General features: G+C 67.6%; 20 protein-coding genes. 7 read left to right on the top strand and 13 right to left on the bottom strand.

Annotation, left to right across the window (positions count from 1 at the left end):
- Positions 1-246 precede the first annotated feature (246 nt).
- Positions 247-735, bottom strand: a complete 489-nt coding sequence (locus tag ABIC50_RS24400) for an aminoacyl-tRNA deacylase (RefSeq protein WP_006755037.1) — start codon at positions 733-735, stop codon at positions 247-249.
- 464 nt (positions 736-1,199) lie between these two features.
- Here ABIC50_RS24400 and ABIC50_RS24395 point away from each other — a divergent pair, with 464 nt between their 5' ends.
- The gene (locus ABIC50_RS24395) at positions 1,200-1,487 is read left to right on the top strand and encodes a YciI-like protein (protein WP_011656925.1); all 288 of its coding nucleotides are present in this window, start codon (positions 1,200-1,202) and stop codon (positions 1,485-1,487) included.
- Between the two features lie 9 nt (positions 1,488-1,496).
- On the opposite strand, the gene corA is transcribed toward ABIC50_RS24395, so the two are convergent.
- The gene (gene corA / locus ABIC50_RS24390; protein ID WP_175675411.1) at positions 1,497-2,474 is read right to left on the bottom strand and encodes a magnesium/cobalt transporter CorA; all 978 of its coding nucleotides are present in this window, start codon (positions 2,472-2,474) and stop codon (positions 1,497-1,499) included.
- A gap of 179 nt (positions 2,475-2,653) precedes the next feature.
- Here corA and cydX point away from each other — a divergent pair, with 179 nt between their 5' ends.
- Both cydX and ABIC50_RS24380 read left to right on the top strand, forming a co-directional pair.
- Positions 2,654-2,800, top strand: coding sequence for a cytochrome bd-I oxidase subunit CydX (cydX, locus tag ABIC50_RS24385; RefSeq protein WP_041491176.1), 147 nt, complete (start codon positions 2,654-2,656; stop codon positions 2,798-2,800).
- A complete protein-coding gene (locus ABIC50_RS24380; protein ID WP_041491177.1) occupies positions 2,797-3,414 on the top strand; it encodes a P-loop nucleotide/nucleoside kinase family protein in 618 nt (205 codons plus the stop codon). The genes cydX and ABIC50_RS24380 overlap by 4 nt, the downstream gene beginning before the upstream one ends.
- A gap of 107 nt (positions 3,415-3,521) precedes the next feature.
- Here ABIC50_RS24380 and ABIC50_RS24375 read toward each other — a convergent pair whose 3' ends face one another.
- Together ABIC50_RS24375 and ABIC50_RS24370 are read right to left on the bottom strand one after the other, a co-directional pair.
- Positions 3,522-4,622, bottom strand: coding sequence for a saccharopine dehydrogenase family protein (locus ABIC50_RS24375; RefSeq protein ID WP_006755042.1), 1,101 nt, complete (start codon positions 4,620-4,622; stop codon positions 3,522-3,524).
- 437 nt (positions 4,623-5,059) lie between these two features.
- Complete coding sequence (locus tag ABIC50_RS24370) at positions 5,060-5,524, bottom strand: Lrp/AsnC family transcriptional regulator (RefSeq protein WP_006481526.1); 465 nt, start codon at positions 5,522-5,524, stop codon at positions 5,060-5,062.
- 364 nt (positions 5,525-5,888) lie between these two features.
- On the opposite strand from ABIC50_RS24370, the gene ABIC50_RS24365 reads away from it, so the two are divergent.
- Positions 5,889-6,431: a Spy/CpxP family protein refolding chaperone gene (locus ABIC50_RS24365; protein ID WP_354167333.1), complete on the top strand. Its 543-nt coding sequence runs from the start codon at positions 5,889-5,891 to the stop codon at positions 6,429-6,431.
- A gap of 128 nt (positions 6,432-6,559) precedes the next feature.
- A complete protein-coding gene (locus tag ABIC50_RS24360; protein ID WP_011656930.1) occupies positions 6,560-6,991 on the top strand; it encodes a PGDYG domain-containing protein in 432 nt (143 codons plus the stop codon).
- 120 nt (positions 6,992-7,111) lie between these two features.
- On the opposite strand, the gene ABIC50_RS24355 is transcribed toward ABIC50_RS24360, so the two are convergent.
- The 8 genes from ABIC50_RS24355 to ABIC50_RS24320 all read right to left on the bottom strand — a co-directional run bounded on the left by ABIC50_RS24355 (position 7,112) and on the right by ABIC50_RS24320 (position 14,950).
- On the bottom strand, positions 7,112-7,474 hold the full coding sequence (locus tag ABIC50_RS24355; protein ID WP_011656931.1) for a DUF3022 domain-containing protein: 363 nt from the start codon (positions 7,472-7,474) through the stop codon (positions 7,112-7,114).
- A gap of 11 nt (positions 7,475-7,485) precedes the next feature.
- Positions 7,486-8,274 (bottom strand): YhfC family intramembrane metalloprotease, encoded by a 789-nt coding sequence (locus ABIC50_RS24350; protein WP_354167330.1) that lies wholly within the window; start codon positions 8,272-8,274, stop codon positions 7,486-7,488.
- Positions 8,275-8,328: 54 nt separating this feature from the next.
- A complete protein-coding gene (locus tag ABIC50_RS24345; protein WP_011656933.1) occupies positions 8,329-9,372 on the bottom strand; it encodes a LacI family DNA-binding transcriptional regulator in 1,044 nt (347 codons plus the stop codon).
- Positions 9,373-9,694: 322 nt separating this feature from the next.
- The gene (locus tag ABIC50_RS24340) at positions 9,695-10,660 is read right to left on the bottom strand and encodes an NAD(P)-dependent oxidoreductase (RefSeq protein ID WP_354167328.1); all 966 of its coding nucleotides are present in this window, start codon (positions 10,658-10,660) and stop codon (positions 9,695-9,697) included.
- A 5-nt stretch (positions 10,661-10,665) separates the two neighbouring features.
- Complete coding sequence (locus tag ABIC50_RS24335; RefSeq protein WP_165751450.1) at positions 10,666-11,946, bottom strand: MFS transporter; 1,281 nt, start codon at positions 11,944-11,946, stop codon at positions 10,666-10,668.
- A 160-nt stretch (positions 11,947-12,106) separates the two neighbouring features.
- Entirely contained in the window at positions 12,107-13,099 is a 993-nt protein-coding gene (locus ABIC50_RS24330; protein ID WP_006754794.1) for a sugar kinase, read from the bottom strand.
- 28 nt (positions 13,100-13,127) lie between these two features.
- On the bottom strand, positions 13,128-13,892 hold the full coding sequence (locus tag ABIC50_RS24325) for an IolE/MocC family protein (RefSeq protein ID WP_354167325.1): 765 nt from the start codon (positions 13,890-13,892) through the stop codon (positions 13,128-13,130).
- Positions 13,893-14,056: 164 nt separating this feature from the next.
- On the bottom strand, positions 14,057-14,950 hold the full coding sequence (locus ABIC50_RS24320; RefSeq protein WP_229060391.1) for a LysR family transcriptional regulator: 894 nt from the start codon (positions 14,948-14,950) through the stop codon (positions 14,057-14,059).
- Positions 14,951-15,063: 113 nt separating this feature from the next.
- Between ABIC50_RS24320 and ABIC50_RS24315 the strand changes: the two genes are divergently transcribed.
- Positions 15,064-16,140, top strand: coding sequence for a YeiH family protein (locus ABIC50_RS24315; protein WP_354167323.1), 1,077 nt, complete (start codon positions 15,064-15,066; stop codon positions 16,138-16,140).
- Positions 16,141-16,255: 115 nt separating this feature from the next.
- Entirely contained in the window at positions 16,256-17,989 is a 1,734-nt protein-coding gene (locus ABIC50_RS24310) for a ClcB-like voltage-gated chloride channel protein (protein WP_334041744.1), read from the top strand.
- 72 nt (positions 17,990-18,061) lie between these two features.
- Here ABIC50_RS24310 and ABIC50_RS24305 read toward each other — a convergent pair whose 3' ends face one another.
- The gene (locus ABIC50_RS24305) at positions 18,062-18,682 is read right to left on the bottom strand and encodes a TetR/AcrR family transcriptional regulator (RefSeq protein ID WP_105834449.1); all 621 of its coding nucleotides are present in this window, start codon (positions 18,680-18,682) and stop codon (positions 18,062-18,064) included.
- Positions 18,683-18,868: the final 186 nt, after the last annotated feature.

Below are 18,868 nucleotides of genomic sequence, written 5' to 3'. Positions count from 1 at the left end.
CGCCAGCATGCGCCGAAACCCTCGGACTACGACATTTCAACTTTGCCCAGATGCGACATTACAACTTTGCTCTTACAAATTCAACTTCGATAATTATGATTATGTCAAATACGAAATTGAGCCGGAAACATAGCTGATTCGAACGCAACGCAACCCGACGACGCCTGGATCCACAGCCCGCAACGCCCCCAACGGCACCCATCAGGCGCCGTTCTCATTCACGACAAACCTCCCGCACCAACGCAATCAGGAAACCCACATCCCCTGCATCTTGTGCGAGAAATGCGCGCGCTCGGCCGTTTCCATCAGCGACAGGAATTCGTCCTGCGTCATATGGATCAGCGCTTCGTGGTCGCCGGCCTCGAAATACACCTCGGGCTGCTGGGCGAGCTGTTCCTCGAGGAACGTCTTCATTCCGTACGCCATGCATACCGGCGGCAACGCGCCCAGGTCGCAATCCTTGAACAGTTCGCGCAGTTCCATTTCCCTGGCGAGCACGAGATGGCGGCCGGTCTTGACCCAGAGATCCGACAATCGCACCGCGTGCGACGTCGGCAGCACGGCGGCGACGTAGCCTTCGTCGTCCTCGAGCAGCACGGTTTTGGCGAGGCGATCGCCGGGGATATGCGCGGCGGCGGCCGTCTCCATGCTGGTATGGCTATACGGGTGGTACACGACTTCGTACCGCGATGACTTCTGGCGCAGGCAATCCTGCAGGGTGGCTGATACAGGCATGGCACACCTCGTCTCGGCGAATCGGGCGAACGGAGTTCGCTCCGGATTTGTTCAGCATAGGTCGCATTGCGGCCAATGGAAACGCCCTCCCGCGGCACCCCGTCCGGACGCCCACACCGGGCTTCGGCCCTTTTTCCGATCACGCGACCGCCCTCGCCGGCATGTGAAATTCCGGCCCGGAATGCGCGTCCCATACGCTTCCCAAACCCACCTTGCCTGTAGACCAAACCTGCGATGAGCCGTCCGGCGCGATAACGCAAAATCATGCGACGGCGGAGTCGCGTTAGACCGTTAGTTGCGTTAAAAAGACAGGTAACGAGATATCGAAATCATCCCCGACGGCCGCCAAGTTCAGCCAGCCACGATCCGGCAAGCCGCCGCCAGCCGCCCCGACAAAGCCCGAATCGGCCCTATACTGAGCCCAAGCGCCCGCCATCCTGCGGCGGCCGATTCCGGGAGCGACCATGCATTACCAGCTGATCTACGAACTCGTCGACGATTACCTGTCCCGGCGCGAGCAATACCGCGCCGAGCACCTCGCGCTTGCGAAGGCGGCGACCGAACGCGGCGAGCTCGTGCTTGCCGGCGCGTTGCAGGATCCGTCCGATCAGGCCGTGCTCGTGTTCGAAGGCGATTCGCCGGAAGCCGCCGAATCGTTCGCGCGCGCCGATCCGTACGTGCAGAACGGCCTCGTCAAGTCGTGGCGCGTGCGGCCGTGGCGCGTCGTGGTCGGCAAGCACGCACCGCACTAGGCGTCGCGGCTACAGCCACCCCGCCCGCCTGAAGCGCCACCAAAGCGCGAGATCGGCCGCGACCATCACCGCGATGCAGCCGTAGAAGCCGTACTTGAGGTGCAGTTCGGGCATGTTCGCGAAGTTCATCCCGTAGATGCCGGCGATCATCGTCGGGATCGCGAACAGCGCGGCGAACGAGCCGAGCCGCTTGGTCACCTCGTTCTCGGCGAGCGAGATCATCCCGAGGTTGACCTGGATCGCGGTCACGACCATCTCTCGCCGCCCTTCGATCGTCTTCACGATCCGCTGCAGGTGGTCGTACACGTCGCGGAAGTAATGCTGCATGCCGCTGCAGACCTGCGGAATGCGGCCGCCGGTGAGCTTCGCGAGCGGCTCCATCAGCGGCGCGGTGTGCTGGTACAGCATCACGAGCCGGCGTTTCAGCGAATAGAGATCCTCGATGATCGCCCGCGACGACGCGAGCGTGGCCTTCGCGAAGATGCGATCCTCGAGTTCCTCCAGCTCGGTGCCGAGCGTCTCGAGGATCGGGAAATAACGGTCGACGACCTGGTCCATCAACGCATAGAACACGAACGCCGAGCCCTCCTGCAGCAGATGCGGCTCGCGCTCGCAGCGCTTGCGCACCGCGCGGAAGTCCTGCTCGGTATGGTTGCGGATCGACAGCACGTAGTTCGGGCCGACGAACACGTTCAGCTCGCCGACATTGAATTCGCCGTCTTCCTCGAGCTCGACCGTATGCAGCACCGCGAACAGCGAATCGCCGTACTCCTCGATTTTCGGGCGCTGATGCCCCTTGCGGGCATCCTCGAGCGCGAGTTCGTGCAGCGCGAACTCCTCGCCCATCAGGTCGATCTCTTCCGGTGTCGGATCCTTCAGGGCGACCCACACGAAACACTCTGGCTTCGACACGTAGTCGCTGATGGCATCGATATCGATGTCGGCCAGCTTGCGGCCGTCCTGGTATGCAGCACAATTGATCAGCATGGTGTCTGTAATGTTGCGGTTTGCGCATCAGTTTACCGGTTTGACGCGCAGGCGGCCCGGCTTGCGCGGCGCGCCGATATTGGTCATGATCGGGCTGCCTGCGCCGCGGCACGCGCGCGGCACCGCTTCGGCAAACGCACGGCACGGCCGCGCGGCCCAACCATCAAGGAGACAGCCCCATGTGGTATTTCTCGTGGATCCTCGGCATCGGCGTGGCGCTCGGCTTCGGCATCATCAACGTGATGTGGCTGGAGGCGGAAGTGTTCCCGCGCGACGACAAGCGCACCGACGCGTCGCGCGCGGGCTCGGGGAGCCGGTATTCGTGACGCACCTGGTGTTCTTCTGCGGTCATGCCGGCACCGGCAAGACCACGCTCGCAAAGCGGCTGATCGGGCCGCTGATGCGCGCGACCGGCGAAGCCTTCTGCCTGCTCGACAAGGACACGCTCTACGGCCGCTACAGCTCGGCCGCGATGGGCGCCCTCACCTCCGATCCGAACGATCGCGACAGCCCGCTCTACCTGAAGCATCTGCGCGATCCCGAATATCAGGGCCTGCTCGACACGGCCCGCGAGAATCTCGCGCTCGGCATCGGCGCGCTCGTGGTCGGCCCGCTGTCGCGCGAGGTGCGTGACCGCCGCATCCTCGACCGCGCGTGGCTCGGCATCGGGCCGGAGATCGCGCTGACGGTCGTCTGGGTGCATACGGCGGAAGACGTCGCGCACCAGCGGATCGTCGCGCGCGGCAACCCGAACGACGCGTACAAGCTCGCGCACTGGGACGAATACCGGCAACGCCGCTTCGTGCCGACCGGCCACGAATGCGACGGCATCGTGATGTTCGACAATACCGCGCCGTCCGACGCGGACATCGATGCGCTGCTGTACCGCATCGTGCCGCCGGCGCCGCAGGCAACGATGGTCCCGCCGCTGCCCGCCTGAGCCGCACACGCACCGCCCTGCTCCTGCCTGCTTCGACCAGCCTCAAAAAAAACGCCGGAAGCGCTGTTGCGCTCCCGGCGTTGCACGGCCCTCGTGCCGGAGATCCGTCAGGCGACTTCGTGCACGCGCTCCATCGTGCCGCCTTCGTACAGCTTGCCGAAGCGGTTCGACAGGAACGCCTTCAGCGACACTTTCTCCTGCGGAATGAAGCCGCTCTGCGGCAGCTTCTTCTCGCGGAACAGATCCAGCACCGCGCACATCGCGCCGGCCGTCGTGATCTGGATCGCGCTCATGTGCATCCCGCACACGTCCTTCGCGAAGATCTTGCGCGTGAACACATCCTGCACGAGCTGGCCATCCTTCACGCCCGTCACCGTGACGAACACGAGCACGACGTCCTGCTTGGTCGACGGCACCGCGCGGCGCATGATCGATTTCAGCGTGTCGCGGTCGCTCGACAGGCGCAGGTCCTCGAGCAGGAACTGCACGAGTTCGCGGTGGCCCGGATAGCGCACCGACTTGTAATCGAGCGTCTCGACCTTGCCCGACAGCGTCTCGCACAGCGTGCCCAGGCCGCCCGACGTGTTGAACGCCTCGTATTCGGTGCCGTCGAGCGAGAAGTGCTCGAGGCCTTCGAGCGGCTGCACCCACTGCTTGCGGCCGTCGCGGATCGCTTCGCACGGCTGACAGTATTCGTTGATCAGGCCGTCGACGCTCCACGTCAGGTTGTACTTCAGCGCGTTGGTCGGATACTCGGGCAGCGCGCCGACGCGCATCTTCACGTCGCGCACTTCGCTGAAGCCGTTCACGAGCTCGTGTGCGGCGATGCCGATGAAGCCCGGTGCGAGGCCGCACTGCGGCATGAACGCACGGTCCGAACCGTCGGCGAGTTCGCGGATCGCGTGGGTGGCGCGCACGTCCTCGGTCAGGTCGAAGTAATGGACGCCGGCCGCCTTGGCCGCCGCGGCGACGTTGACCGCGAGGTAGTACGGCAGCGCGTTGACGAGCGCATCGAAGCCCTTCACGGCTTCACGGATCGCATTGGCGTCGGCCGAATCGACGCGTTGCGTCGCGATCCCTTCACGCGACAGCTTGGCGAGCGCATCCGCATCTCGGTCGAACGCGACGACTTCGTAGTCGCCCGTTTCACGCAGCATGTGAGCAATGGTGTGGCCGATCAGACCTGCGCCGACGATGGCGATTTTCATGCGCTTATCTCCTGATGATGGGTTTGGTGTTGGTGTACGGCGTCGAGCCATGAACACAGTTTAGGGATGCGCAAAATCAGTTCCAAGACGAAGAATGATGCGAAACGACCGATAAATTCGACGAAATGACGATTCATTTCGTCACAACGACCAAAACGCCTAAAAATCGCGTATACGGCGCGCCGCAAACGGGTCGCCATCGAGGCGTGTGGACGGACAGGAAGAAACGAGTAAATCGGGACAGGCGCAGGGGAAGGAATCGTTACGCGCGGGCGGGCCGGCATTCGACCCAACGACGACGCTCGTGTGACGATGCACGAGGCAACGCCCCGCCCTGCGGCGAACGCCGACGGCCGGTGTTCAAGGAAAGGTAAAGGAGGAACAACCTACGCGACGAATCGCGCCGCGGCGTCAAGCCCGACGCCGCATGCGGCGCATCATCCGCCGATCGTGCCGCGATCGATCTTGCGCGACAGAATGATCGACGTCGTCGTGCGCTCGACGCCCTCGAGCGTGCCGATCTGATCGAGCAGGTCGTTGAGCCGCTCCGGCGAATCGGCGCGCAGCCACGCGACATAGTCGTATTCGCCGCTCACCGCGCACAGCAGCTGCACTTCGGGCATCCGGTCGAGCTTGCGCAACACGTCCTTGCCGAACTTCGGCGTGAGGATGATGCCGACATACGCATAAATGCTCGCATCGAGCACGTCCTGCCCGAGCCGCACGCTGTACCCGGCGATCACGTTCGTGCGCTCGAGCCGCGCGATGCGCGCGACGACCGTCGTGCGGGCGACGTCGAGCTGCCGCGCGAGATCGGCAACGCTTGCGCGCGCATCGGCTTGCAGCAGCGCAACGAGTTGCCGGTCGAGGTCGTCGAGTTGGTCGAGGCGAGGTGGACGCATGAGGCTGGGCCGGCGGCAGCGCGCCGGCGAAATGGAACGTGACGCGATGATAGCGCCGAACGCCGGTGCGCCCAAACGGCGTCGCACGCCATCGCTGGTTCATGCGTCCGAACCGCGCTCCTCGCTCGCGTGCGACGCCCGGCGTGCCGACACACGCACAACCGAACGCCATCGCACGCCATCGTCCGCCGCCCATCCGCTATGTGCGTGGCCCTTCAATTTCGATTCGTTTCGGATGTAAGCAAGTGTCGCTTTCACCGCCGCGTGACACGCAACGTGCTACTAATAGCAGGCGACGCGAGATGCGTGCTCGCGGCACAGGCCGCGGCGCCCGCTCGCACGACACCACCCCGGAGAGCCAACCATGAAGAAAATCTCGCTCACCCTCGCGATGCTCGCCGTTGCAGCAGGCGCATTCGCACAAACGCCGCCGCAACCACAAACGCCCGCCTCGACGACGGCAGCGGCAGCGTCCGCGCCGAGCGCCGAACAGCGCGCGGCACGCCATGAAGCGCGCATCGAGCAGCGCATCAAGTACCTGCACGATCAGCTGAAGATCACGTCGGCGCAGGAGTCGCAATGGAAGACGTTCGCCGACACGATGCGCGAGAACGGTGAAACGATGGGCCACCTGTATCGCGCACGGATGGAAAACCGCAACGTGTCCGCGGTCGACGACATGAAGCAGTACGCGGAACTCGCGCAGGCGAACGCGGACGGCGCGAAGAAGCTCGCCGACGCATTCGCGCCGCTCTACCAGAGCTTCCCGGCCGAACAGAAGGCGCTGGCCGACACGACGTTCCGCAGCTGGCTGCACCATGGCGGCGAACACCGCGCCTCGGGCAAGGCCAAAAAGGAAGGCAAGGCAGCCGCCGCGCCGGCCGCCAGCGCGCCCGCGCAACCCTGACGTCCGCTTCGCCGGCGCCGCGTTGCCCGGACGGGCGAACGGCGTCGCGCCTCCCGCGGGAATTCGGCGCGTCACACGGCGCGCCGAATTCGGATAAGCTCCCGGCTTTTCCCGCACTTCCCCCCGCCATGCTCGAACTCAAGCACATCGATCTGCGTACCGACCCGCAGGCCCGTCACGTCGTCAAGGACGAAACCGTCACGGTCGCGTTCGCGGCTGCCGATGGCGAACTGATGAGCCTCGAAGGCCCGAACCGCTATGTCGCGGGCGACGCACTGATCACCGGCTCGACCGGCGACCGCTGGGTCGTGTCGCGCGCACGCTTCGACGCGAAGTACCTGCCCGCCGACCCGGCGCTCGCGCACGGCACGCCGGGCGCGTACCGGAACCGGCCGGCCGTCGTGCTCGCCCGCCGCATGGACGAGCCGTTCACGATCGCCCGCTCGGAAAACGGCGACACGCTGCGCGGCGTCGCCGGCGATTGGGTGATGCAGTATGCGCCCGGCGACTACGGCGTCGTGCAAGCGCAGCGTTTCGCGCAGGTCTACCGCGACGCGTGACCCACCGCAGGCGCGCGAGGCATCGCGTGCTGTCGTCGCGCGTCGCGGCCTGAACGTTGGCGTCATGCCTGCGTTGCCACAGCGGCGCTCTGCCCGCATCGCGCCGGCGCGCGCTCACGTTCACGCGAAGTCTTCGTCGAGTTCCAGCTCCGCGTCACGCTCGACGGCCTCGCCGGCCGCGTGGCGCTCTTCCAGCGAGCCCAGCATCGCTTCCGTGTACGCATGCAGCACCGCATGACTGCGGGCGCGCTGCATCGGCTTGAGCGCCAGATAGCGAGCCAGCGCCGGCGGCACGATGCGAATGTCGAGCGTCATCCGTTTCGGCGTCGAGCCGAAACGCATCGCCAGCCAGTGCACGGACAGGAATCGCCCGCGCTCGTCGCTGCTTTCGGCGAAGCGCGTCTGCTCCGGAAAGAGATCGCAGATCACGCGCGCGAGCGCGTCGAATTCGCTGCTCTGGCACTCGATCAGATAGTCGTCCATTCCGTCCTCCGTCAGGCCGACGCACGCGGCGACCGGCCTGCCTTCACCAGCACGGCGACCAGGATCGCGGCCAGCGCGACATATACCGCCTCGAGCGATCCGGCCGGCAACACGCGCACCTGATACAGCAGCGCCGGCGCGACCGCCAGCGCATGCAGCACGATCGCGAGCGGCAGCACGCCCGCGCGGCCGGCGCGCACGCCGCGCCAGACCAGCACCGACAGCGCGAGCTGCACCACGAACGCCGCGCAGCGCTCGAGCAGCAACAGCAGGATCGACTGTGCCGACAACGTGGCCAGCATCACGTGCAGCCGCACGACGGTGTCGCCGGGGAGATCCGCGAGCTGCGTCTCGAGCTGCCCGCGGCTCGCGAGCCACGCGAGATACGACCACTGGCCCCATACGAGCACGCCGACAAACCACGCTTCGGCACCGGCATGGCCGATCCCGTAGCCGATGCCGCGCCCGTCGCCGGCCGACGCGCCGTAGCGGCGGTTCAGGATCCGCATCCCGAGATAGCGGCCGACTTCCTCGAATACGGCGGTGGCGAGCGCGCTGTACGCGACGAACGCGAGCGGCTGCGTGAGCCAGCCGCCGGCGGGCGTCTGGCTCAGCACGAGGCCATGGAATGCGCGTTCGACGATCATCGCGAACAGCGTGAAGACGGCGACGCCGACGATCGTGTCGCGGCGGTCGAGCGCAAGCGGCTTGCGCAGGATACGGAAGAGAACGAACGGCAATAGCGCGATGATCAGCGTGGCGGCGATCAGCACCGCCAGCGTGACGGGAGCGACAGTCATGAATTTCCTTGTTCGGGGCAGCGCACCTGGCGCGCTGCGTGCCCCGAATGATACTCAGCTTGCGGTCGACGCGCGCGCAATCAGCTCACCGGGCAGCATCGCGACGCGCACGTCGCCGGCCGCGCCGTCGATGCGCTCGTGCACGAATTCGACGGCCTTGTAGCCGATCTCGTAGGTCGGCTGGCGGATCGTCGTGATGCCGATCAGTTCGGCCCATTCCGGATCGTCGATCGACAGCAGCGCGGCCTTTTCTTGCCACGCGGCGCCGAAACGCGCGCGCAGATGGCGCGCGATCGCGAGCGCGACCGGCGCGTTCGCGGCGAACAGCGCTGCCCGGACGCCGCGTCGCGTCGCGTCGTCGAGGCGCGCGTCGAGGTCGGCGAGCGCCGCGGCGGCCGCCGCAGGCTCGTTCAGGTCGAGCACGACCGTCGGCGGCACCGGCAGCCCGCGTGCGCCGAGCGCCGCGCGGAACGCAGCCTCGCGCAGGCGCCGCGAGCTGACGCGCTCGAACGGCTGCACGACGAAATGGATTGCATCGAAGCCGCGCGCGACCAGATGCGCGAGCGCCGTCTCGATCGCATCGGTGTTGTCGAGCCCGATCAGGTCGGCCTCGAAGCCCTCGACCGTCCGGTCGACGAGCACCGCCGGGATGCCGGCGCCGCGCAGCGGGCGCAGCACGTCTTCCTCGGCGCCGAGCGCGTTGACGATCAGCCCTTCGACCCGGTAGGTCGTGAGCAGCTGCAGAAAGCGCCGCTCCATCTCGACTTCATTCGCCGCGTGACAGATGAGCGGCATGTAGCCGAGCGCGTGGCACGCGGCCTCGACGCCCTGCAGCACTTCGATGGTGTATGGATTGGTCAGGTCGGCCGCGAGCATGCCGAGCAGCCGGTTGCGGCCGCGTTTCAGCCCGCGCGCCATCTGGTTCGGCCGGTAGTTCAGGCGCGCGATCGCCGTCTCGATCCGCTGGCGCAGATCGGCGGACAGCACGTGCGTCTCGCCGTTCAGATAGCGCGAAACGCTGGTCTTGCCCGTGCCGGCTTCGCGTGCGACGTCGCTGATCGTCGCGGGACGCTGCGTGGAAGGTTGCGAATCGCTCAAGTCGTGCCTCGCGACGTACGATCCGCGCCGCTTCGTGTGCGGACGGACCTTTGTTGTTGGAAACGAAAGCCACCGGCCGGACGCCGCCGATCCGCTGCCGCGCGCTCGCCCGAAGCCGGCGCACTCGCGCCCGCCCCGGTCGCCTGGCACGCACGGCGATCGGCCGCGCCGGACCTGGCACGGATGCCCGTCGTCGAACGCTGCCGGCCGCGTGGCCGGGTCATCGATGCAACGAGCGGGCGATCATAACGCAGCCAGCCCTCCCGCACCAAGACCATCGACTCTAACCACGCCTGCGGCCCCGCCAGGCGGCCCGCGCCGGTCAAGCGCGCGCGAGCGCGTCGGGATTGACGAGGTTCGTGCGCAGCGTGCCGGCCAGCGCGCCGACCAGGTTTTCCGCGGCGCAGCGCGCCATCGCATGGCGCGTCTCGTGCGTCGCCGAGCCGATATGCGGCAGCGCGACCACGTTGTTCATCCGCAGCAGCGGCGAATCCGCCGGCAACGGCTCCTTCTCGAACACGTCGAGCCCCGCGCCGCGGATCGTGCCGGCGCGCAGCGCGTCGATCAGCGCGGCCTCGTCGACCACCGGCCCGCGCGACGCGTTGATCAGGATCGCGCCGCGCTTCATCTTCGTGAATTCGGCCGCGCCGATCAGGTGATGCGTTTCGGGCGACAGCGGCACCTGCAGGCACACGAAATCCGACTGCGCGAGCAGCTCGTCGAGCGTCACGCGGCGCGCGCCGTATTGCGTCTCGGCTTCGGCGTGCGCGGAACGGTTCGTGTACAGCACCTGCATCCGGAAACCGAGCGCCGCGCGGCGCGCGACGGCGCCGCCGATCCGACCGAGCCCGACGATGCCGAGCGTCTTGCCCTGCACGTCGGTGCCGTACAGGTCGGGGCCGATGCTGCGATGCCAGTGGCCGGCCTTCACCCACTCCGCCAGTTCGACCACGCGCCGCGCGGACGCCAGGATCAGCGAGAACACGGTGTCGGCGGTCGATTCGGTCAGCACGTCGGGCGTATGCGCGAGCACGATCCCGCGCCGCGTGAGATCCGCGACGTCGAAGTTGTCGTAGCCGACCGAAATCGTCGACCAGGCCTTCAGCTTCGGCGCGCGATCGAGCATCTGCGGCGTGACCTTCAGGCTCGCGCCGATCGCGCCGTGCGCGTCGCCCAACGCATCGGCGAGCGCGGCGGGGCCGTCGGCCTGCACGACGTTCGCATGCTCGCGCAGGTACGCGAGAACATCATCGGGCAACGGCTTGTACGCGACGATACGAGGCTTCATCGTTTTCATTTTCCTTGCAGCGGCGTCGCGAGCGGATGCGCATCGCGCGCCTGGGGTTTGACGGACAGCGTGAGGATCACCGCGGCGACGAGCGCGGCGCTCATGAACGCATACGACGCGACGGGCGACCCGGTCGCACCGTTCAGGTAGCCGACGAAATACGAGCCGACGAACGAGCCGAGCGCGCCCATGCTGTTGATCAGCGCCATCGCGCCGCCGGCGACGTTCTTCGGCAGCAGTTCCGGGACGATCGCGAAGAACGGGCCGTACGGCGCGTACATCGCGGCGCCCGCGACGACCAGCAGTGCATACGAGATCCAGAAATGGGACGAGCCGAGCGCATATGACGCGGCGAACGCGGCCGCCCCGATCAGCAGGAACGGCCACACGAAGCCGCGGCGCGAGCCAACCTTGTCGGACGCCCACGACGCCACCAGCATCGCGATCGTCGCCGCGAGGTACGGCAGCGCCGACAGCCAGCCGGTCGCGACCATCCCGAGCTCTGAGCCGTTCTTCACGATCGACGGCAGCCACAGCACGAAGCCGTACACGCCGATGCTCCAGCAGAAATACTGCGCGCACAGCTTGATCACGGCCGGCGAACGGAACGCCTCGCCGTAATTGCGCACCGGCTTGATCGCCGCCTGCTCGGCCGCGAGCACGGCGTCGAGGTCGCGCTTTTCCTGCGCGGTGAGCCACGGCGAATCGGCCGGCTTGTCCTGCACGAGGAACCACCAGCACACGGCCCAGATCACGGCCGGCACGCCTTCGGCGATGAACATGTGGCGCCAGCCGAATTCGTGCACCAGATAGCCCGACACGATCGACATCCACAGCACGGTGACGGGGTTGCCGAGGATCAGGAACGTGTTCGCGCGCGAGCGCTCGCTCTTCGTGAACCAGTTGCTGATGTAGATCAGCATCGCCGGCATCACGGCCGCCTCGACCACGCCGAGCACGAAGCGGATCACCATCAGCGACGGGATGTCGGCGACCACGCCCGTGAGCGCCGCGCACGCCCCCCACAGCACGAGGCTGACGAACACGAGCTTCTTGACGCTGCGGCGCTCCGCATAGATCGCGCCCGGAATCTGGAAGAAGAAGTAGCCAAGGAAGAACAGCGCACCGATCAGCGACGACAGGCCCTTGCTGATCCCGAGGTCCTGGTTGATGCCGGCCGCCGCCGCGAACCCGTAGTTCGCGCGATCGAGGTAGGCAAGGCTGTAGGTGATGAAGACGATCGGCATGATCGTCCACCAGCGTCGGACTGCGAGATTGGCTGCCATCAGAATGTCTCCTAGATAGGTTGGAGTGGCGAGTCGCCTGGCTCCGCTCCCGTCCTGTCGGGAATCGACCGGCCTCGGCGTCTGGTCGCCTCGTCCGGCCTCATGCAAAACCGTGCGTGAAGCACGAAATGGGTCCGCGGATTGTGCCGTGTCCGGCCTCTCATTGCGCGGTGACGGTTTCCTCTAAGCGATCGGCGCGATTGCTGACGTTTTCGAGTTGATCGAGTGCCGCACGGGTCGGCAGGCCTTCCGAATCGCCGATCACCTGGATCGCGAGCGCCCCGATGCGGTTGCCGCGCGCGACCGCCTGCTCGACGGAGCGCCCTTCCAGCAGCGCGCTGACCACGCCGACCGCGAAGCCGTCGCCGGCGCCGACCGTGTCGACCACCTTCGCGACACGCTCGCCCGCCACCGTGCCCGCGCGGCCGTCGGCCGTGCGGAAATACGCGCCTTCGGGACCCAGCTTGATCACCACGCCGCGCGCGCCGCGTGCCAGATAGAAGCCCGCGATGTCGGCCGGCGTGTCGTGCCCGGTGAGTTGCCGCCCTTCGGCGAGCCCCGGCAGCACCCAGTCCGCGAGCGTCGCGAGCGCGTTCAGCGTCTTCGCCATCACGTCGGCGGACGGCCACAGGGTCGGGCGCAGGTTCGGGTCGAACGAAATCGTCTTGCCGGCCGCGCGCATCTCGCGCGCCAGCTGGAACGCGAGCTCGCACGACGTCGCGGAGATCGCCGGCGCGACGCCCGTCAGGTGCAGGTGCCGCGCGCCGAGCACGTAATCGGCGACGTAGTCGTCGCACGACAGGTGGCTCGCGGCCGAGCCCTTGCGGAAATATTCGACGGTCGGGTCGCTGCCGTCGTCGTTGCGCGACTTCAGCTGGAAGCCGGTCGGATAGCGCGGATCGACAGTCACGCACGACGCGTCGATGCCTTCGCGCGCGAGCGTGTCGAGCACGTAGGTGCCGAACGAATCGCGGCCGACCCGGCTCATCCAGCCGACCCGGAAGCCGAGCCGCGACAGGCCGATCGCGACGTTCAGGTCCGCGCCCGCGATCCGCTTCGTGAATTGCGCGGCGTGCGCGAGGTGGCAGGGCTCGGCGGCGACGAACATCGCCATCGCTTCGCCGTAGGTCACGACATCGAGTGCTGCTTTCATGAGTGCATTCCTCCGTATCCTTCCGGCGTCACGCGGCGGCGAGCCACGCGACGCGCCGCCCGGCATCGCCCGCCAGGTCGGCCGCATCGAACGGGAACTCGATCCCGCGCGGCACCGCTTGCGGCAGCGCCGCGAGCACGCCCGTGACGAGCGGATCGCCCGGCGCGGGCGCCACCGCGAAGCGGCGCGCGCCGTCGCCCACGACAGCCTTGCAATGAATGTATTCCACATGCGGCGCGAGCGCGTGCGCGCACGCGAGCGGCGCTTCGCCCGGCCACTGCCAGTTGCCGATGTCGAACGTCATGCCGAGTGCATCCGGCGTGCCGGCCTCGGTGAGCGCATCGAACAGCCCGCGGAACTGCGCGAGCGCACCGCCGATCGGCAGTTGGCCGTTCTCGACCACCACGCGGGCACGCGCGCCACGCGACAGCGCGACGATTTCCGCCGCATGCGCGTCGCCGGCAAAGCCGCCGAGCTGGAACTTGACGAAGCGCGCGCCGAGGGCGTCGGCTTCCACGAGCGTGTCGCGCAGCGCGTCGGCGTCGAGCGCGCCGGCTTCCGTGTACAACGTGGCCGGCGTCGAATAGACCGACCACAGCCCGTGTGCGGAGAGTGCCGTGCCGAGCGCGGCCAGCGCGGCGGGCGTCGCGTCGTCGTCGGATGCGAACAGCTCGCGGCGCACCTCGAAGCCGGTCGCGCCCGATGCCGCCGCGGTCGCGAGAAACGCCCGGTGGCCCTCCTGACGCACGCGGTCCATCCCGAATGCGCTCGCCACGATCACGATGTCTGCCATTTCTGCCCTTTTTTTACCGGAATGGAACCGGTTCCATTTGCTTGAGACGGATGGTGCGCTTCGCTGCGGGTGCGCACCATAGAGGAAATCCCTAAGGCCGGCGGCCGCGCGAATCCGGTGGGCCGCGCAGCGGCGTCCGGCGTTGCCGGCAAGGGTTCCGCCGCTTATCGGGCGTCGTGCGTGAGGCTCATGTCGAGGAACCGGGCGGCCACGCGCGACGGCGCGGCGCCGTGCGGCACCAGGATCGAGAAATGGCGTGTGAGCGGCGCGGGGGCCAGCGAACGCGGCACGAGCGCCGCCTCCTCGTGACGCAGCGACATCGCGGATACGAACCCGACGCCCATCCCCGCACGCACGGCCTCCTTCACGGCCTCGACGCCGGCGATCTCGAACGCGACGCGCATCGGCGCGCCGCCGTGCGCGAACGCGCGTTCGACGAGCTGCCGCACGCCGGAGCCCTCCTCGCGCAGCACGAGCGGATGCGCGGCGAGTGCGTCGAGCGTGACGCCGGCTTCGTACTCCGGCGCGGCGAGCGGATGGCCGGCCGGCACGACCGCGACGATCTCGTCCTCGTGCCACGCGTGCACGGCGGTGCCGGGCGGCAGCGCCTCGCCGGGCGGCCCTTCGATCATCGCGATGTCGAGCGACGCGAGCGCGGCGACCACGTCGGCCGTATTGCCGCTCATCGTCTGGATCGTCACCCGCGGCACGCGCGGCTGGAACGCCGCGATCAGGTACGGCAGCAGGTAGCTGGCCGGCGTCGTGCTCGCGCCGATCCGCAGCGTGCCGGCGTCGAGCCCGCGCACCGCGTCGCGAAACGCGCGCGCCTGCGCGAACGTGTCGCGCTGCGCCTTCGCGTATTCCGCGAGCTGTTCGCCGACCGGCGTCAGGCGGATGCCGCGACCGTCGCGCTGGTACAGCAGCTCGCCGAACTCGTCCTGCAGCAGGCGCAGTTGCCCCGATACGGCCGGCTGCGACAGATGCAGCGCCACCGCAGCACGGCTGATGTTCAGATGTTCGGCGACGGCCGCGAACGTTATCAGTTGATCCGGGGTCATTGGAGTGAATTATCGGCTTTCCGGATAGTTTACGTCACAAATCACAATTTTTCATATCGATATATCCAAATTAGGATTAAGCCATCGCAACCTGCTTCGCCACGGTGCCCTTCATGTCCACTGCTCCTGCTCCGCATCTCAGCCACGCCGCGCCGTCGATGCGCGGCCAGTTGAACGGCGTGCTGTTCGTCGCGCTGTTCGCCGCCGCCGTCACGAGCCTGTCGGAACTCCCGGCGATCGCCGGGCTCGGCCTGTCGCCACTGATCGTCGGGATCGTCGCCGGCGCGCTGTACGGCAACGCGCTGCGCGATGGCATGCCCGCGAGCTGGGCGGCCGGCGTCAACTTTTCCGCGCGCAAGCTGCTGCGCATCGCGGTCGCGTTCTTCGGCTTGCGCGTGAGCCTGCAGGAAGTCGCGCAGGTCGGCCTGCCCGGCCTGACGGTATCGGTGCTGGTGGTCGTCAGCACGCTCGTGATCGGCACCTGGGTCGGCATGAAGGTGATGAAGCTCGATCGCGACGCGGCGCTGCTGACCGCCGCCGGCAGCGCGATCTGCGGCGCGGCCGCCGTGCTCGCGTTCGAGTCGACGCTGCAGTCGAAGCCGCACCAGAGCGCGATGGCCGTGGGCAGCGTGGTGCTGTTCGGCACGCTGTCGATGTTCCTGTACCCGCTCGCGTATCACGCCGGCCTGCTCGGTCTCGACCCGACCGGCCTCGGCCTGTTCTTCGGCGGCACGATCCACGAGGTCGCGCAGGTGGTCGGCGCGGCGAGCGACATCAGCCCGCAGGTCACGCATGTCGCGACCATCGTGAAGATGACCCGCGTGATGCTGCTGGTGCCGGTGCTGCTCGCGCTCGGCTGGTGGCTCGCCCGCTCCGCCCGCTCGGCCAGCGCGAACGCCGACGGCGCGCACGGCAAGCGCAAGGTGGCCGTGCCGTGGTTCGCGCTCGGTTTCCTCGGCTTCGTGATCGTCAATTCGCTGAACGTGCTGCCCGCCGACGTCACGCATACGCTGAACCTGCTCGACACCTTCGCGCTGACGATGGCGATGACCGCGCTCGGCATCGAGACCCGCGTGTCGCAGATCCGCGAGGCAGGCCCGCGCGCCCTCACCACCGGCCTGATCCTGTACGTCTGGCTGATCGCCGGCGGCTACGGGATCACCTGGGCCGTGCAGCGCTGCCTTGGCTGAGCCGCACATCCACGCCGCGACACGCGCCGCGCCCGACGGGAAGGTCCCGCGGGCGCGGCGCAGTGCTATGCTTCGCGTCGTTTTCCTTCGTCCCCTTCATCAATCTCTTTCAGCCGTGCTCTCGTTCCTGCTGAAGCTGCGCACTCGCGCCCAGACGCTGTTCCGCCTGTCGGACGCCCATACGATGCTGATCTGGTCGGCCGTCGTCGGCGTCGGCGGCGCCTTCGCCACCATGACGTTCCGCGAAGGCATCGACCTGATGCAGCACCTGATCTCCGGGCACAGCGGCAGCTTCGTGCAGATGGCGAGAAGCCTGCCGTGGTACGTGCGCTTCTGGATGCCGGCCGCGGGCGGCTTCCTGGCCGGCTGCGTGCTGCTGCTCGCGACGCGCGGCGACAGCAAGGCCGCCAAGACCGACTACATGGAAGCCGTCGCGCTTGGCGACGGCGTCGTGCCGGTGCGCCAGAGCCTGTGGCGCAGCGTGTCGTCGCTGCTGACGATCGGCAGCGGCGGCTCGATCGGCCGCGAAGGCCCGATGGTGCAGCTCGCGGCGCTGGCCGCGTCGCTGGTCGGCCGCTTCGTGCACTTCGACCCGCCGCGCCTGCGCCTGCTCGTCGCATGCGGCGCGGCGGCCGGTATCACGTCCGCGTACAACGCGCCGATCGCCGGCGCGTTCTTCATCTCCGAAATCGTGCTCGGCACGATCGCGATGGAGAGCTTCGGGCCGATGGTCGTCTCATCCGTCGTCGCGAACATCGTGATGCGGGAATTCGCCGGCTACCGGCCGCCGTACGAGATGCCGGTGTTCCCGGCCGTGACGGGCCCCGAGGTGCTGCTGTTCGTCGTGCTCGGCGCGCTGTGCGGCGTGCTCGCGCCGCAGTTCCTGCATCTGCTCGATGCATCGAAGAACCAGTTCAAGCGGCTGCCCGTGCCGCTGCCGGTGCGGCTCGCGCTCGGCGGCCTGGTGGTCGGCGTGATCTCGGTGTGGATTCCGGACGTGTGGGGCAACGGCTATAGCGTCGTGAATAACATCCTGCATGCGCCGTGGACCTGGCAGGCGCTCGTCGCGGTGCTGGTGTTCAAGGTGATCGCGACCGCCGCGACCGCCGGCTCGGGCGCGGTCGGCGGCGTGTTCACGCCGACGCTGTTCGTCGGCGCCGTGTTCGGCTCGCTGTTCGGCCTCGCGATGAACGCGCTGTGGCCGGGCCACACGTCCGCGTACTTCGCGTATGCGATGGTCGGGATGGGCGCGTTCATGGCCGGCGCCACGCAGGCGCCGCTGATGGCGATCCTGATGATCTTCGAGATGACGCTGAGCTACCAGGTCGTGCTGCCGCTCCTGGTGTCGTGCGTGTTCGCGTATTTCGTCGCGCGCGCGACCGGCACGACGTCGATGTACGAGATCACGCTGCGCCACCACCAGGACGCGCAGGAACGGCTGCGGCTGCGCACCACGCAGATGCGCGAACTGATCCAGCCCGCGCAGACGGTCGTGCCGCTCGCCGCGAGCGTCGCCGACATGACGCGCGTGTTTCTCGAATATCCGGTGAAGTATCTGTACGTGACCGACGACGCCGGGCGCTTTCGCGGCGCGGTCGCATTGAAGGACATCACGTCCGACCTGCTCGACAAGCGCGACACGACCGACAAGACGGCCGCGCACTACGCGCACACGCCGTTTCCGCTGCTCACGCCCGACATGCCGCTCGCGACCGCGCTCGAACGCTTCATGGCGTTCCAGGGCGAACGGCTGCCGGTGATCGAAAGCGAAGCCGAGCCGACGCTCGCGGGGGTCGTCTACAAGACGTCGCTGCTCGACGCGTACCGGCGGATGACCGGCGAGCGATGACGTACTAGGTACGCGACGCCCGGTGCGGCAGCGCCGCATCGCCGATCACCGCGCCGCCCGCCGCCTGAGCGTTCAGCCCGGCTCGCGACCCAGCACGACCCGTGCGAAGAACCCCGCCAGCACCGCTTCGGCCGCGTCGGCCGACACGTGCTGCGGATCGGCCGTGTAATACGACTGCACGCCGTCGCACAGGCACATCAGCCCGAAGGCGAGCGTGTCGGCCGGCAGCAGCAGCGGCGTGCCCGCACGCTCGGCGAAGCGCTGGATGAACTCGGCCATCTGCAGCCGCTTGCCGTGCAGGAACTGGTTGAAGCGCACGCGAAACTTCGCGTCCCGCGCCGCCTGCAGCTTCGCCTCGCCCCACAGCAGCGAATACTCGTCGTCGCGAAACAGCGTGCTGTAGTACGCGAGCGCCGTCGACTCCATCTGCTCGCGCGGCCCGCCTTCCTCGAAGATCGCCTCGAAATCGGCCCGCACCGAATCATGGTCGCGCTCGAGCAGCTCGAGCAGCAACTCCGACTTGCTGCGGAAGTTCGAGTAGAACGCGCCGCGCGTATAGCCGGCGGCCGCCGCGATGTCCTCGACGCTCGCGGCGACATAGCCCTTCTTCAGAAAAATCCGGTGCGCGGCTTTCAGCAGACGTTCGCGCGTCTGGTCCCGGCTCTGCTCGCGAGTTAAGCGCTGTGGTTTCATGGCGCGCAGTCTAGCATCAACCCCCATCCGGATTCATCTTTGCATTCAGATACAGGTGTGTATTAGAATTCGCCGCAGTTTCCGAACGACTTCGTTCGGCACTGTCCGTGCGCGCCCACCCGGCGCCACTCGGGGCAAGCGCCCATCGCGCTTGCCGGCTTCGTTCCGCTCTCACCTGATCTGGGG

This window comes from Burkholderia sp. 567, assembly GCF_040545115.1.
GTDB classification, from domain to species: domain Bacteria; phylum Pseudomonadota; class Gammaproteobacteria; order Burkholderiales; family Burkholderiaceae; genus Burkholderia; species Burkholderia ambifaria.
The sequence above is the reverse complement of the archived record's forward strand: the minus strand, read 5'-3'. Positions and strand labels throughout refer to the sequence as shown.